The organism is Roseinatronobacter sp. NSM (assembly GCF_052379845.1).
Classification (GTDB): Bacteria; Pseudomonadota; Alphaproteobacteria; order Rhodobacterales; family Rhodobacteraceae; genus Roseinatronobacter.
The window spans coordinates 56,185-70,930 of sequence record NZ_JBQTCF010000006.1; the positions used below are offsets into that span (position 1 = coordinate 56,185).

Annotated in this window: 10 protein-coding genes; 7 read left to right on the plus strand and 3 right to left on the minus strand. The window is 59.1% G+C overall.

Annotation, left to right across the window (positions count from 1 at the left end; all coding sequences use genetic code 11):
• The first annotated feature begins 62 nt into the window (after positions 1 to 62).
• From bcsA to ACTZWY_RS04940, 4 genes are read left to right on the plus strand one after another with little or no spacing between them, the layout of a single operon-like run.
• On the plus strand, positions 63 to 2,456 hold the full coding sequence (gene bcsA / locus ACTZWY_RS04925) for a UDP-forming cellulose synthase catalytic subunit (RefSeq protein ID WP_444789646.1): 2,394 nt from the start codon (positions 63 to 65) through the stop codon (positions 2,454 to 2,456).
• Positions 2,453 to 4,729, plus strand: coding sequence for a cellulose biosynthesis cyclic di-GMP-binding regulatory protein BcsB (locus tag ACTZWY_RS04930; protein ID WP_444789578.1), 2,277 nt, complete (start codon positions 2,453 to 2,455; stop codon positions 4,727 to 4,729). Before bcsA ends, ACTZWY_RS04930 begins: the two co-directional genes overlap by 4 nt.
• Positions 4,726 to 5,802 (plus strand): glycosyl hydrolase family 8, encoded by a 1,077-nt coding sequence (locus tag ACTZWY_RS04935; protein ID WP_444789579.1) that lies wholly within the window; start codon positions 4,726 to 4,728, stop codon positions 5,800 to 5,802. Before ACTZWY_RS04930 ends, ACTZWY_RS04935 begins: the two co-directional genes overlap by 4 nt.
• On the plus strand, positions 5,799 to 7,214 hold the full coding sequence (locus ACTZWY_RS04940) for a hypothetical protein (protein ID WP_444789580.1): 1,416 nt from the start codon (positions 5,799 to 5,801) through the stop codon (positions 7,212 to 7,214). Before ACTZWY_RS04935 ends, ACTZWY_RS04940 begins: the two co-directional genes overlap by 4 nt.
• A 398-nt stretch (positions 7,215 to 7,612) precedes the next feature.
• Here ACTZWY_RS04940 and phaZ read toward each other — a convergent pair whose 3' ends face one another.
• A complete protein-coding gene (gene phaZ / locus ACTZWY_RS04945) occupies positions 7,613 to 8,890 on the minus strand; it encodes a polyhydroxyalkanoate depolymerase (RefSeq protein ID WP_444789581.1) in 1,278 nt (425 codons plus the stop codon).
• 114 nt (positions 8,891 to 9,004) lie between these two features.
• Here phaZ and phaC point away from each other — a divergent pair, with 114 nt between their 5' ends.
• The 3 genes from phaC to phaR all read left to right on the plus strand — a co-directional run bounded on the left by phaC (position 9,005) and on the right by phaR (position 12,084).
• Positions 9,005 to 10,807 (plus strand): class I poly(R)-hydroxyalkanoic acid synthase, encoded by a 1,803-nt coding sequence (phaC, locus tag ACTZWY_RS04950; protein WP_444789582.1) that lies wholly within the window; start codon positions 9,005 to 9,007, stop codon positions 10,805 to 10,807.
• A gap of 141 nt (positions 10,808 to 10,948) precedes the next feature.
• Positions 10,949 to 11,392, plus strand: coding sequence for a phasin, PhaP (locus ACTZWY_RS04955; RefSeq protein ID WP_444789583.1), 444 nt, complete (start codon positions 10,949 to 10,951; stop codon positions 11,390 to 11,392).
• A 140-nt stretch (positions 11,393 to 11,532) separates the two neighbouring features.
• A complete protein-coding gene (gene phaR, locus ACTZWY_RS04960; protein WP_444789584.1) occupies positions 11,533 to 12,084 on the plus strand; it encodes a polyhydroxyalkanoate synthesis repressor PhaR in 552 nt (183 codons plus the stop codon).
• On the opposite strand, the gene ACTZWY_RS04965 is transcribed toward phaR, so the two are convergent.
• Both ACTZWY_RS04965 and ACTZWY_RS04970 read right to left on the minus strand, forming a co-directional pair.
• Positions 12,085 to 13,380, minus strand: a complete 1,296-nt coding sequence (locus ACTZWY_RS04965; RefSeq protein ID WP_444789647.1) for an NAD(P)/FAD-dependent oxidoreductase — start codon at positions 13,378 to 13,380, stop codon at positions 12,085 to 12,087.
• Complete coding sequence (locus tag ACTZWY_RS04970) at positions 13,377 to 14,732, minus strand: glutamine synthetase family protein (RefSeq protein ID WP_444789585.1); 1,356 nt, start codon at positions 14,730 to 14,732, stop codon at positions 13,377 to 13,379. Before ACTZWY_RS04970 ends, ACTZWY_RS04965 begins: the two co-directional genes overlap by 4 nt.
• Positions 14,733 to 14,746 lie beyond the last annotated feature (14 nt).

Genomic DNA, 14,746 nt, shown 5'->3' on the forward strand with positions numbered 1-14,746 from the left:
ATAACAGAAGGCATTTTTTAATGAGTATGTTGATAGCCAACAGGCGTCTGCGACCCGCTGAGGTGTTCTTGGCCTTAATGTGGGCCGCAGTTGTCGTTCCGCTGGCATTTCTGGCCAGCATTCCGACATCTACGGCTGTGCAAGGCGCGTTGGGGCTGTTTGCGGTGCTGATTGTGGCCGCGCTGAAACCGTTTACGATGAAATCCATCGTGGCGCGCTTCGCGCTTCTGGCCATCGCCAGCGCGATTGTCATGCGCTACTGGACATGGCGCTTGATGGAAACGCTGCCCGCTGCGGCCAATCCGCTGGAATATGCAATTGCGGTGTCGCTGTTTGTGGTCGAAACCTACGCGATTTGGGTTTTCTTCGTCAGTTCCTTTGTGACAGCCGATCCCATTGACCGCACCTTGCCCCCTAAGGTTGCCGCCCAAAGCCTGCCGACTGTCGATATTCTGGTTCCCAGCTACAACGAACCCACCGACATGTTGGCCGTCACCTTGTCGGCGGCCAAGAACATGCATTATCCCGCCAATAAACGCACTGTTGTTTTGTGCGACGATGGCGGCACAGATGAACGGTGCAACCACGAAAACCCCGAAATTGCCCGCAAGGCCCGTGCGCGCCGCAAGGAATTGCAGGCCCTGTGCGTGGAATTGGGCATTGTCTATTCCACGCGTGCGCGCAATGAACACGCCAAGGCGGGCAACATGTCCGCCGCGCTGGAACGTCTGGACGGCGAATTGGTGGTCGTATTTGACGCCGACCATGTGCCCAGCCGCGATTTTCTGGCGCGCACTGTCGGGTATTTTGTGGTCGACCCGAAATTGTTTCTGGTGCAGACCCCGCATTTCTTTTTGAACCCGGACCCGATTGACCGCAACCTTGGGTTGCGCGATGATTGCCCGCCCGAAAACGAGATGTTTTATCATCAGGGGCACCGCGGCCTTGACCGCTGGGGGGGCGCGTTTTTTTGCGGATCTGCATCGGTGCTGCGGCGCGCCGCGCTGGATGATGTGGGCGGGTTTGCGGGCGAAACCATTACCGAAGATGCGGAAACCGCGCTGGAAATTCACAGCCGTGGCTGGAAAAGTCTGTATGTCGATCATGCGATGATTGCCGGGCTGCAACCTGAAACATTTGTGACCTTCATCGAACAGCGCGGGCGCTGGGCGGCGGGTATGATGCAGCTTTTGATGTTGAAAAACCCGTTGCGCCGCAAGGGGATGAGCCTGAGCCAGCGGCTGTGTTACCTGAATTCCATGACCTTCTGGTTGTTTCCGTTGGTGCGGATGGTCTTTATTCTGGCACCGCTGGCCTATCTGTTTTTCGGGCTGCATATCTTCGTGGCCACGATTGAAGAAGTGCTTGTCTATATGGGCGCGTATATGGCCATCAGTTTCATGGTGCAGAATGCGCTTTATGCGCGGGTGCGCTGGCCGCTGATTTCAGAATTGTATGAAACCGCGCAGGCGCCCTATTTGTCGGGCGTGGTCATCAAGACCATTTTCAAGCCACGCGGCGCGAAGTTCAATGTGACGGCCAAAGATGAAGTGCTGATCGAGGACTATATCTCGCCCCTATACAAGCCGTTGCTGATTGTCTGGGTTCTGGCGCTGATGGGGGTTCTGGCGGCGGGTATTCGCTGGTTCATGTTCCCCGGCGACCAAACCATTCTGTCCATCGTCGGGGGCTGGGCCATTTTCAATTTTCTGATTGTCAGCGCATCGCTGCGCGCCATTGCCGAACGCCAGCAACGCCGCGGCGTGCCGCGTGTGGATATGAATGTGCCTGCTGTTGCCGCGATCGGACGCAATGACACTTACAGCTTTACGGGTGCCACGGTTCTGGATTCCTCGACCAGTGGCGCGCGGCTGTTGCTGCGTCCGGGGCCTGATACGGACATGGCCGAGTTTTCCGCGCTGGAGAAGGGATATATCTTTTACTTCACCCCGGAATTTCCCAAATCACCGCATCTGGAAAATGCCATTCGCGTGCAGGTTCAGAATGTCCAGCGCACCAATAGCGGGGTGATTGTCGGCGTGCGCTATGATCCTGAACAGCCTATGGTTGTGCGCGAAACCATCGCCCATTTGATCTTCGGGGATTCTGCCGTCTGGGAAGCCATCCGCGAAAGCAGGAACAAACCCAAGGGGCTGTTGTCGGGCTTCGGGTATGTGGTGTATCTGGCGTTTAGCGGTGTGTATCACACTATGGTCGCACTGGCCGGGGAACCCGCCCGCCGCAAACGCGCTGAAGAACGCGACCGTGCTGAAGTCGGCGTGACCCAAGCGCCTGCGCATATTCTGGCATTTGGCGAAGCGTTCGATCCCGTGGTGGTCAACCCGGACATGCCGCGCCCCTATTCGCCTGCCGCGCACCGCCAGATGTTGCATCAGATGGCGGCCACCCCAATGCCCGTAGGCCAGCCATTCCCCAACCCGGAGGGGCCAAGATGACCGCGCGCGCCAGCATGCGCGCGGTCTATGGTGCCCTCGCCACCGCGCTGTTCCTGTCGGTCATGGCCGGGGGGGCGGGTCTGCAGGCCCAGACATCGGGCGGGGGGCTTATCCTGTTGCCCGAGGATGACGGCCTTTCGGGCGGTGCAGAAAGCGTGGCAGGCACACGCGGGCCAGATGACGACCGGTTCGATCCGGCGCGGCGCGGGTTGGACAATGTTGCGCAAACTGGTGCACAGGGCTGGGTGTCGCCGTTGCGGTTGACTGATCTGCTGGTGCCCATGAACGGCACGGCGGCGCGCATCAGCGGGGAACGCCAGATTGTAGCGTTTGATCTTTATGTCAGTACGCCGTCATCGCACCGGCAATTGCAGCTGTTCACGCAATCCAGCATCGACCTGTTGCCAGAGCGGTCCTCGATGCGGGTCATGCTGAACGGGCAGGATATTGGTGTTGTCGGTCTGGGAAATTTCGAAGGGTTCGAGGGGGGGCGCGTTGATATCCCCGAGGGCGTTTTGTCGGTTGGGCGCAATCTTGTGCAAATCGAATTTCGGCAGGGGCATCGCATCTTCTGCGGGCCGGAAGCGTCTTTCGGGTTATGGACCGATATTGACCTTGCGCGCTCCGGCCTGCTTGTGCGCGAGACGCAAAACGGGATTGATGCTGACGATTTCATGATGGCCTTTGCCGCGCAGGCCGCCAGTGGCGACCCTGTTGAAATGCGCGGGCTGGACCGGCTGGGCCCGCAAGCCGCGGAATGGCGCCAGCACCTGATGCGCAGTTTCAACCAGACATTCCTGGGCAGTCCCGTCGCCTTCCGGTTCAGCGATTACTGGACCGTGGAACAGCATGATCGCGCACTTGCACGCATTACAATTCTGGCTGCACCCAGTGGGCGTGTCAGCTATGAAATAGGCGGCGATGGTGCCTATGTGATGGTGCTGGAAGTTGGCCCTGATACGCGGCCGCAAAATGTGCTGACCGCCATTGCGCAACTGGCCCCGCAACCCATGGCCAGCCGTGCCCCCTTGATTGCCCCCGAACAGGATGTGCCATTATCGGCGTTCGGCGTGCAAACAGAAAGCTTTTCGCAGCGTTATGCGCGGCGCGACTACCCGTTTCGCCTGCCGGATGACTGGCTGGTTCTGACAGCCGCGAAGGCACGTTTGAATTTTGACTACATCTATGCCGAGGGCCTGCCGAGGGAGTCGATGCTGTTGATCAGCGTCAATGGCGAGGCTATTCGCCTGTTGCCCCTGCGCGACGAAGGTGGCCAGTTGATTTCGAAATTTCCGATCGACTTTGAAGCGCGGCTTCTGCAACCTGGCAGTAACCGGATGACATTTGAACTTATGGTTCCTGGGGACCCGCCTGATTTGCCCTGTCCTGTGGTGGAACGCCCGTTCCTGCAGATTAGCGACACCTCGACCCTGAATGTGCCCTATAGCCCGTCGATGGCAATTCCGGATATGGACCTTGCCTTCGGGGCGCTGACGCCCGACAGCATCCGCCGCAACGAGATGACTGCGCGCGCCTTCAGTGACGCCGATATCCTGACGTTGTCGGCCGCGCTGGCACGGTCACACGCCGATATGCGCCCCGCCACGCTGCATCTTATTTCGGTTGACGATCTTGGGTCAGTGCCTGCGGGCAATCACCGGGCAGACCGGCGCTTGCTGGAAGATATTGTTCTGACAGTTCCAGAATTGCCCGGTGCGTCGGGTGATGCGATGGCCGGTGCCACAGATGACCCGTTTCAACGCCGCCGCCAGCAAGACAGCGGGCTAAGTGCGGGCTTTGGTCAGGCATTCAGCACCGCATGGGACAGGGTGTCTGACAGTCTGGCATGGGTGAAGGATCGCATATTCCCCAGTTCCGGCGAGCAACTTAACCAATGGCTGGCCAACCGGCGCGGTCAGGCCGTGCTGTTCCATCTGGACCCGGCGCGGCCAGATGAAATCTGGATGCTGCGCAGTCCCGACAGTGACATAAACGCAATCGCCCATGCTTTTGCCGCAGCGCGCGTCAGTGGCGCGGGGCCGCGCGGGCAGGTGTCGATACTGGGGCATCAGGGCGCGTGGCAAAACTGGATTGCGCCCGACCGCCGCCCGCTGCTGCTGGAACCATGGTCGCTGCGGAACTTTCGCTATGCGATGGGCAATTTTGTGTCGGCGCGGCCCATCTTCTTTACCCTGATGATCATTTTCCTTGCGCTGCTTTCGGCCGTAATTGCGCTGCGTCTGGTCATTTCAACAAGAGACACGAAGTCATGAACAGAAGAACACTGATTGCCGGGCTTGGCGTGTTTGCGGCTGCTGCGGGTGGCATGCCTGCCATGACCTTCGGGGCGGTTGATCTTGCGGTTTCCGCAAGGCCGGTCTGGGACAGTTGGAAAGCGGCGTTTCTGGGCAGTGACGGGCGTGTGATCGATGGGTTGCAGCGCGATGCGAGCCATTCCGAAGGGCAGGGCTACGGCATGCTTCTGGCGACTGTTTTTGACGATGCGGCCAGTTTCCAGTCCATGTATCAATGGACAGAACGCCATCTGGCCATCCGGCCCGACCCGCTTTTGGCATGGCGCTGGCTGCCGGGGCAGGCCAATCCGGTGCCCGACCGCAACAATGCGTCCGACGGGGACCTGTTTTATGCTTGGGCGCTGATGCGCGCGGCAACGAAGTTTGGCAATCGCGCTTATTTGCTGCGCGCCCAACAGATTGCGCAGGCGCTTGGGGAAACCTGTGTCGTCGCTCTGCCCGGATCGACCGACCAGACCGTGTTCCTGCCTGCCAGTTTCGGTTTCGTGCATGACACGCATATGACGATAAACCCGTCCTATTACATGCCACTGGCCATGCGCGAACTGGCGGCCGCCACTGGCGTGAGCCGATTGGCCATTTGCGCCCAGCATGGCGAGGCCCTGTTGAACCGGATCGCAGCTGAAGGGTTGGTGCCGGATTGGGTGGACATTCGCGCAGGTTCCGTCAGCGGGGCGCAATCATTGTCGTCCAACGCGGGCTATGAGGCGATGCGCGTGCCGCTGTTCATGATCTGGTCGCGCGTGCCGCAACACGCAGCTGTCCAGCGCATGGTTGCGGTCTATGAACGCACGGTGCAGCCTGGTGTCGGGGTGCCCACTGTGATTGAACCGCTGTCTGGTGTGGTGCTGGAAACCAGCGGCGACATGGGCTACCAGGCGCTGGCGGGGTTGACCATGTGTTCGGCGCAGAACCGGCTTGGCGCGGCCATCCCGCCATTTACCCCGAACCAGCCCTATTACCCTGCCACATTGCAGTTATTTGCAATGATCGCCGCAAATGAAACCCTACCGGAATGTGTGCCGCTATGACCAGTATCCCGAAAAAATTTCGTCCCCTGGCGCTTGCAGGAGTGTTGTTTGCGGCCTCGGCCACCGGGCTGATCGCACAAACCGCCAGTTATGATGATTTGCGCGCCTTGCGGTATTATTTGACGCAGAATGACGCCCCCGCCGCACAGGCCGAATTGCGCCGCCTGCGCGGGGCGTTTCCGGATTGGCGCCCGCCAACAGACCTGAATGATCTGCTTGCGGCCCCGCCCACCCAGTCGGGCGTGGATGAGGCCGAAATCTGGCGGCGCATCGAGGCACGGGATTATGCCGCAGCGCGCCGCCTGATCGATGATGGCCGCACCCGTGTTTCGGGCTGGACGCCGCCTGCGGATATGCTGCGCGTTCTGGAAATGAACGAGGCCCAAAGCAGTTTCGACGCTGCCGTGAGCAGCCGCGATGCGGGTCAGGCCATTGCCGTGGCGCGCCGTTCCCCCCAGATCATGACCTGCGAGCGTATTAACAATGCATGGCTTCTGGCCGATATGTATGTTCTGGCAGGGCAGGTGCCCGCGGCGCTGACGACCTATCGCAATTCCGTGCAGTCCTGCACCAGCTTCAGTCAGATGCAACCTACCTTGCAAAAGGCCAGCGCAGTGGCGTCGCCTGCGCAATTGCGCGAATTGTTCGCATCTGCGCGCGCGGCCAATAGCGGGGCGTCTGCGCAGCTGGATACGCTTTATGCGGAACTGACCGGTGGCGGCACTGTGCAACAGGCCGCAACCCCCGTGCCCGCTGCGCAACCGCAGACCGCGCCCGCGCCCGCCCCCGCACCACAACCCGCGCCCATGCCGCAGGCCAGTGCTGCGCCGACCAACCTGCCGTTGCAGGGCGACCCGCGCTTGGCAGAAGTGCGCCGCCTGAAAGAGCAGGAACAATTCGCGCGCTGCCTTGCATCCTCAGCCGCGCCAAGGTCGCTGGATCTGCTATATGAGCGTTCATGGTGCGCCTACAGCCATGACCGCCCCACCGAAGCACTTTTCGGGTTTCAACAAGCCGCGCGGGCAGGCGACAGGCTGGGGCCGAATGTGGGCCGCGATGCGACTTTCGGCATGGCGCTGTCCTATTTGTCGATGAATATGACCGAACAGGGGGCGCAGGTGGCGTCTCAGGTCAATCTGGACCCCACACAGCGCCGGGAGATTGAAAGCATTGTTCTGGACCAGCGCGGGGTTCGGGCCTACCGTTTGGGGGATTACGGCCACGCAATCGGGTATTTCAACGCCTTGGAGCAGGTGAATGGTGGTTTGCGCCGTGATCTGGCGATGCTGCGGGCCTATGCCTATTTGAATTCCGGCCAAAGAAGTGCGGCCCTTGAGCAGTTTGAACGGCTGCATTCGCAATTGGCGACGGCTGAAACCCGTCAGGGGTTGAATGCCTCTCGCGGTCCATAACCGCGGGGGGCGGGCGCGCGCAGTGTCGATGCCGGCCCATACTTGGCGCGCGCATGACCCATTGAACGGCGCTGTCGCTGTGTTGGGCAGCGGCTGCGTCGTGTGGTCCCTTTAACGTGTTCTGCAAAAGCGGAAACCAGTTTTGCGCAAGACGCTACACAACCACCCAAGTTGCGCGGCGCTACATGGCGCGCATACCCACACAGGTTCTGTATAGCGCGCAAGGCATTCTGCCCACGGAACATGCCGCGTTGCGGCTGATGGTAGCGATATGGTCCCGCGCGACAAGCCTGTGTTGCGCAACGCGTCTTTTGGATTGCGTGCCGTGCCAGTCACTGTTTCCCGAAGGGGGGGAAGCCCCCCCGCCGGGACTATCATCATGACCCGTCACACAGGGTCTATGCGTTTGACGCCACGGCCTTAAGCTGTGGCTTGCCGCCGCCCGGGCCTGAATGGGTGTCCATGAATTCCATGACCAGCGGTCTGATGTTGTTGCGCCATGATTTGCCCGCGAAGATGCCGTAATGCCCGGCGCCGGGTTCCAGATGGCTGGCTTTCAGGTCATCCGTCAGCCCTGTCAGCAGGCCCAAAGCGGCAAGGCATTGGCCGGGCGCGCTGATGTCGTCCTTCTCGCCCTCGACGATCTTGACGGCCACATTGGTAATCTTGCCGATATCGACCTTGTGCCCGTCGACGACGAAGGCATTGCGCGCAATTTCGCGGTCTTTGAAAATCCGTTCCACAGTGGAAAGGTAGAATTCCGCAGTCATGTCCATCACGGCCAGATATTCATCGTAAAAGCGGTTGTGTTTGTCGCTTTCGCCATCTTCCCCGCGTGCGGCGGCGGAAATCTTGTCAGCGAAGGCATTGGCGTGGCGTTCCAGATTCATGGAAATGAACCCGCCCAGTTGCAACAGCCCCGGATAGACCAGCCGCCCCACGCCGCTGTATTTGAACCCCACCCGCTGGATGGCCAGGTGTTCCAACTGTCCCATGGTCACACTGCGCCCGAAATCGGTAACTTCCGTGGGGGCCGCATCAGGGTCCACCGGCCCGCCCGTCAGGGTCAGGGTGCGCGGTTGCGCGGCCGGGTCCAGTTCGGCCAGATAGGCAGTTGCGGCCAGCGCCAGCGGCACCGGCTGGCAAATGGCCAGAACATGTGTGTCTGGCCCCATATGGCGCATGAAATCCACCAGATACAGTGTGTAGTCTTCAATGTCGAATTTGCCTTCGGACACGGGAATATCGCGGGCATTGTGCCAGTCGGTGACCCAGACTTCGCAATCCGGCAGCAGACTGCCAACGGTAGATCGCAGCAAGGTCGCGTAATGCCCGGACATGGGGGCCACCAGCAGCACGCGGCGGGGTTTTTCGGGGCGGTCATGCACCTTGAAGCGCAGCAAGTCCCCAAAGGGACGCGCAACCTCGACAACTTCTTCGACAACATGATCGCGGCCATCTTCGCCCACCACGGACCGGATGCCCCAGTCAGGTTTGATAACCATGCGCGCGAAGCTGCGTTCTGTCACACGGCCCCATGCGGACAGCGCCTTGAACATGGGGTTTGGAACCATGCCCCAGATCGGGTATGATGCAAAAGCGCGCGCCGATGCGCCCATCCACTCATTCGTGTTTCGGATGGTTTCCATCATATCATAGGTTGCCATGCCCTTCATACCAGTCCCTTTCAAGCTGCCCGGTTTTCCCGTGGCGATTCGAGTATACGCGACTTTACTTAACCATCAGCTACTTTATGCTGCACATGCGAAGGATAGGGGGGAAATCTTTCCATGACAACTTCTGAATATGATGACGACAAAAAAGCCGAACGTATGAAGGCAAATATGGCACGCATCGAGGAGTTGACTGCGCGCCTGACCACGGCCCTTGCGCACCGTGAACACCCGCGCAGCAGCCTGCAAGCACCGGATTCTGACATATTTGTTCAGGCGACAGCGGCATTCTGGACCGAAATGGTCAAGAACCCGTCAAAAATTCTGGAAAAACAGCTGGATTATTGGGGCAAGTCGCTGAAACATGTGGTCGAGGTTCAGGAAGCCTTGCGGTCGGGCAAGTTTCAGGCCCCCGAAGACCACACACCCGACGACCGCCGGTTTGCCAACCCGCTTTGGAAAACCCACCCGTATTTCAATTACATCAAGCAGCAATACCTGACGGCCAGTGAGGCGGTGCAGGACACTGTCATGGCGCTGGACACGATAACCCCGCGCGAGAAGAAACGCCTGCAATATTTCACGCAGCAGATCGTCGACATGATGGCGCCCACAAATTTTCTGGCCACCAACCCCGACGCGTTGATGAAGGCCGTAGAGACCGAGGGCGAAAGCCTGATCCGGGGATTGGAGAACCTTGTTAATGACATAGAGGCCGGCGGTGGTGAATTGCTGGTAAGCCTGGCCGACAAGGAAGCGTTCAAGGTTGGCGAAAATCTGGCAACAACCCCCGGCAAGGTGGTGTTCCGCAACCGCATGTTCGAATTGATTCAGTATGCCCCCACCACCGAACAGGTATACCGCACCCCTGTGGTGATTTTCCCGCCATGGATCAACAAGTTCTATATCATGGACCTGAAGCCGCAGAACAGTCTGATAAAGTGGATTGTGGATCAGGGCTACACATTGTTTGTCGTGTCTTGGGTAAACCCTGATGCCAGCTATGCTGATGTGGGCATGGATGCCTATGTCGAGGAAGGCTACCTTGAGGCCATCCGTGTGGCCAGGGAAATCACCGGCGAGGCGCAGGTCAATGCGGTTGGGTATTGCATCGCGGGCACCACGCTGTCGCTGGTTCTGGCATTGATGAGCAAACGCAAGGACAAATCCGTGCGCTCGGCCACGTTCTTTACCACGCTTACGGATTTTTCCGACCAAGGCGAGGTTGGCGTTTTTCTGGAGGATGATTTTGTCGACGGGATCGAGGCAGAATGCACTGAAAGCGGCTATCTGGACAGTTTTTTCATGTCGCGGACATTTTCGTTCCTGCGATCAAATGACCTGATCTATGCGCCCGCGATCCGCAGCTACATGATGGGCGAAGCGCCGCCTGCGTTTGATCTGCTTTACTGGAATGGTGACGGGACCAATCTACCGGGGAAAATGTGTGTCGAATATTTGCGCGGGCTATGCCAGCAGGACCGCTTTGCCGCCGACAGTTTTCGCATTTGCGGCGAGGATGTCAGCATCAAGGATGTCAAACACCCGCTATGTGCGATTGCCTGTGAAACCGACCATATCGCGGCATGGCGTTCCAGCTTTCGCGGAGTTTCCCGGATGGGCAGCCGGGACAAGACGTTCTTCCTGTCGCAATCAGGCCATATTGCGGGCATCATAAACCCGCCAACCAAAAAGAAATATGGCCATTACACCGGGGCCGCCCCCGATGGCAGCCCCGATGAGTGGAAAGCAGCCGCCGAGTTCAATGAGGGGTCGTGGTGGCCACGCTGGGATAATTGGCTGTCGCGCCGGTCTGGCGCAAAAATGGTGGCCCGCATTCCGGGTGATTCGTCCTTTCCTGCGTTGTGTGATGCGCCGGGGACATATGTTGTCAGTTCAAAAAATGACGATATGTCATAGAGTTGGTGTATTTCTCCGAAAAAATGCTGCGGTGCAGAAAGAATTATCTTGAAATGCTGCGCTGCAGCGCGCATATTGTTTCCAGACGCAGCGAAAGGGTGATCCTGAAACTGCAACCCAGATAAAACCAGGAGAGAGATTATGACCAAGACCGTTGATTACACCAAAATGATGAAAGACATGATGGGCGCATTCCCCATGGACACCACCGCCATGCAAGACGCGTTCAAATCGCAAGCCGCGCTGGCCGAGAAGATGAGCAAGGTTGCGCTGGAAGCTGCTGAAAAGTCCACCGAAGTGTCGACCAAGTGGACAAAAAGCACGCTGGCCAAAGTTGGCGATGTGTCCACCATCAAGGAAGATCCCGCAGATTATTCCAAAGCCATGACCGATTTCGCATCGGCACAGGCTGAAATGGCTGCTGAGCATGTCGCCGCTTTCGCTGAAATTGCGAAGAAAGTGCAAATGGACACAGTTGAATTGCTGATGGCCGCTGGCAAGGACATGCAGGAAGAGACCGCTGCGGCCGTGAAGAAAGCGACTGACACCGCGACCAAAGCTGCAAAAACCGCTGGCGCGAAATAAGCATCAGATCTGACTGCGAAGCGCATCGATGTCCTCCCCATCTGATGCCTTCAAAAAGGGCGAGCGTCATGCTCGCCCTTTTCTTTTGCAATTCGCTCGCCTAGTGTTGCTGCAATGCAAAACCCCAGGGAGGGACGCTCGTGGCCCAAGATGACAAACCGCTTTTGATCAAGCGCTACGCCAGCCGCCGGTTATACAACACCGAAACCAGTGATTATGTCACCTTGGAAGATATCGCCGGTTTCATTCGTGCCGGGCGTGAAGTGCAGATTGTGGACCTGAAATCAGGCGATGACCTGACGCGCCAGTATTTGTTGCAGATTGTGGCCGAACACGAAAGCCGCGGTGAAAATGTGCTGCCTTTGGATGTGCTGACCGACCTTGTGCGCAGCTACACCACCCAGGCGCAAAGTGTGGTGCCCCAATTTCTGGCCATGTCCTTTGAAATGCTGCGCGACGGGCAGTCGCATATTGTGGAGAATATGACGCGCGCCAATCCCATGGCGGCCATGCCGGGATTTGAAGAAATGCAGCGCCAGCAACAAGCCTTCATGAAAACAATGATGTCAGGCTGGCCCCCTGTGACTGGTACCACTGACCCCGAAGGTCAAAAATCCCCGTCAGATGAATTGTCCGACATCAAGCGCCAGCTGGCAGAATTGCAAAGCAAGCTGTCGGGGCTGGACAAGTAATCACCACCCCAGACGGTCCCGCAGCGCAAACCACGTCATCGCCAAGGCCAGAAGCGGGCTGCGCAGTGCGGGCCCGCCGGGGAACTGTGGCAGGTTCAGTGCCGCCATCAGATCGAATTGTTCGGCCTGTCCTGCGATGGTGTCTGCCATGATGCGCCCCGCCAGGGTGGCCATGCCGACACCCGCCCCTGAATAGCCAGACGCCGACAGGATATTTGGCGCGATACGCGCAAAATGCGGCATGCGGTTGACCGTGATTGCCAGCGTCCCGCCCCATGCATAGTCTATGCGCGTGTCGTGCAATTGCGCAAAGACCTGCAGCATGGGTTTGCGCACGGTTTTCAGAATGTCGGGAAAGCGGTAGCCGTAGCTTTCGCCCCCGCCGAATAACAGCCGCCCGTCCCGTGACATGCGGAAATAGTTGATGACGAATTTGCTGTCAGCTACCGCCACATCTTGCGTCAGCACAGTGCCTTGGGGCAGGGGGGCAGTTGCCACAATGAAATTATTGATGGGCATGACCCGTGCTGCGACCTGCGGGGCCCACCCCCCCAGATAGCCGTTTGCGGCCAGTATAAGGTATTTTGCGTGCACATGCCCGCTGCGGGTTCTGGCGCGAACCTGTGCGCCTTGTTCAATATCCTCGACAAGCGTGTTTTCGAAGATCTGCGCGCCCGCTGCCTGCGCCGCGCGCGCCAGTCCCAGCGCATAGGCCAGCGGGTGGATATGGCCCGCGCCCATGTCCAGCGTTCCGCCCTGATAGGCGTCTGAACGGATAATGGCCTGTATGTCGGCGCGGTTCAGCGGCTTGACCTGATCATAGCCATAGTCCCGCGCCAGCTTTTCGGCATAGGCATGGGAATGGGGCACATCGCGCGCCTGCCAGTCCGCGTGAATGACCCCGGGTCGAAAGCGGGTGCCCATGTCATGGGTCGCAATCAGCTGCTTGACAAGGGCCTTCGCGTCCTCGCCGATCTGCCACAGTTTGCGCGCGTCATCGCGCCCTACCATGCGTTCGATGGCGTCCTGTTCAATGCGCTGGCCCGAACTGACCTGACCGCCATTGCGCCCGGATGCGCCAAACCCTGCGCGGTGCGCTTCCAGCACTGCAACGCGGTAGCCCCGCTGCGCCAGATGCAACGCGGCCGACAGGCCGGTATAGCCCGCCCCCACAATGCACACATCCACCTTCACCGCGCCCGCCAGCGGCGGCATGGGGGGCAGCATGTCGGTTGATGCTGCGTAATAGCTGGGCGGGTAGGCGCCCGCCGCGTCATTGGCAAACAGCAGGTTCATACGTTCAACAGCAGATGTTCGCGTTCCCACGGGCTGATGACCTGCAAAAACTCGTTATATTCGTCGCGTTTGACGGCGCTGTATATCCGGCAAAACTCTGGTCCCAGGATTGTGTGCAGCTTCTGGGCATTGTCGAACATGTCAAGCGCGGCGCCCAGGGTCATGGGCAGTTCATTGTCGTCCATATAGGCGTTGGTCGTGCATTGCGCGCGCGGGTGTTGCTGTTCCTTCAGGCCCAGATACCCACATGCGAGAGAGGCCGCGATACCCAGATAGGGGTTGCAATCCATCCCCGCCAAGCGGTTTTCCACCCGCCGCGAGGACGGCGAGGATATGGGAACACGCAATCCCGTGGTGCGGTTGTCATAGCCCCATTCCAGGTTGATCGGGGCCGCGAAATCAGGCACATAGCGGCGATAGCTGTTCACATAGGGCGCAATCAGCGCCACCGCCGACGGCAGATGACGTTGCAGGCCCCCGATGAAATGCATGAACATTTCCGTGCTTTCGCCGTCTTGCGTGGAAAACAGGTTCTGGCCGGTTGCAACATCGATCACCGAATGATGAATATGCATGGCGCTTCCCGGCTCCCCTTCGATGGGTTTGGCCATGAAGGTGGCGAACATGTCGTGGCGCAAGGCGGCTTCGCGGATCATGCGTTTGAAAAAGAACACCTGATCGGCCAGTTGGATCGGGTCGCCATGGGCCAGGTTAATCTCAACCTGTCCGGCGCCACCTTCTTGCAAGATGCCGTCAATTTCCAGCCCCATGGCTTCGGCAAAATCATAGATGTCATCGATCACCTTGCCGTATTCGTCCACCGCTGACATGGAATACGCCTGCCGCGCTGCCGCGCGCCGCCCGGTGCGGCCCATGGGCGGGATGATGGGCATATTGGGGTCGGTGTTGCGCGCGACAAAGAAGAATTCCAGTTCCGGCGCGATAACAGGTTGCCAGCCTTCAGCGCGATACAGGTTCAGAACATGTTTCAGCACATTGCGCGGCGCAGTGGGGATGGGGGTGCCGTTGGCATCTTCTGCGTCATGGATGATCTGCAAGGTCCAGTCGGCGGTCCAGGGCGCGGCGGTCGCGGTCGAAAAATCAGGGCGCATGATCATGTCGGGTTCCAGATCCGCGCCGTCGCGGAATTCTGCCCAGCCGCCGGTGATTGTCTGCAAAAAGATGGATGTGGGCAGGTAATATGTCGTTGCGCCGTCAAACTTGAATGCGGGCATGGCCTTGCCGCGGGCCACGCCCGCCATATCGGCAATGATGCATTCCACCTCGTCCAGCCTGCGCCCGCTAAGATAGTCGCGTGCGGTTTGGGGGATCTGCTCTCTCCATTCGGCCATTGGCCCTCCTACAG

Coding starts and splice junctions, on each gene's coding strand:
- ACTZWY_RS04970 (WP_444789585.1), bottom strand. CDS start 14,732: ATGGCCGAATGGAGAGAGCAGATCCCCCAAACCGCACGCGACTATCTT.
- phaZ (WP_444789581.1), bottom strand. CDS start 8,890: ATGAAGGGCATGGCAACCTATGATATGATGGAAACCATCCGAAACACG.
- ACTZWY_RS04965 (WP_444789647.1), bottom strand. CDS start 13,380: ATGAACCTGCTGTTTGCCAATGACGCGGCGGGCGCCTACCCGCCCAGC.
- ACTZWY_RS04930 (WP_444789578.1), top strand. CDS start 2,453: ATGACCGCGCGCGCCAGCATGCGCGCGGTCTATGGTGCCCTCGCCACC.
- ACTZWY_RS04940 (WP_444789580.1), top strand. CDS start 5,799: ATGACCAGTATCCCGAAAAAATTTCGTCCCCTGGCGCTTGCAGGAGTG.
- ACTZWY_RS04955 (WP_444789583.1), top strand. CDS start 10,949: ATGACCAAGACCGTTGATTACACCAAAATGATGAAAGACATGATGGGC.
- phaC (WP_444789582.1), top strand. CDS start 9,005: ATGACAACTTCTGAATATGATGACGACAAAAAAGCCGAACGTATGAAG.
- ACTZWY_RS04935 (WP_444789579.1), top strand. CDS start 4,726: ATGAACAGAAGAACACTGATTGCCGGGCTTGGCGTGTTTGCGGCTGCT.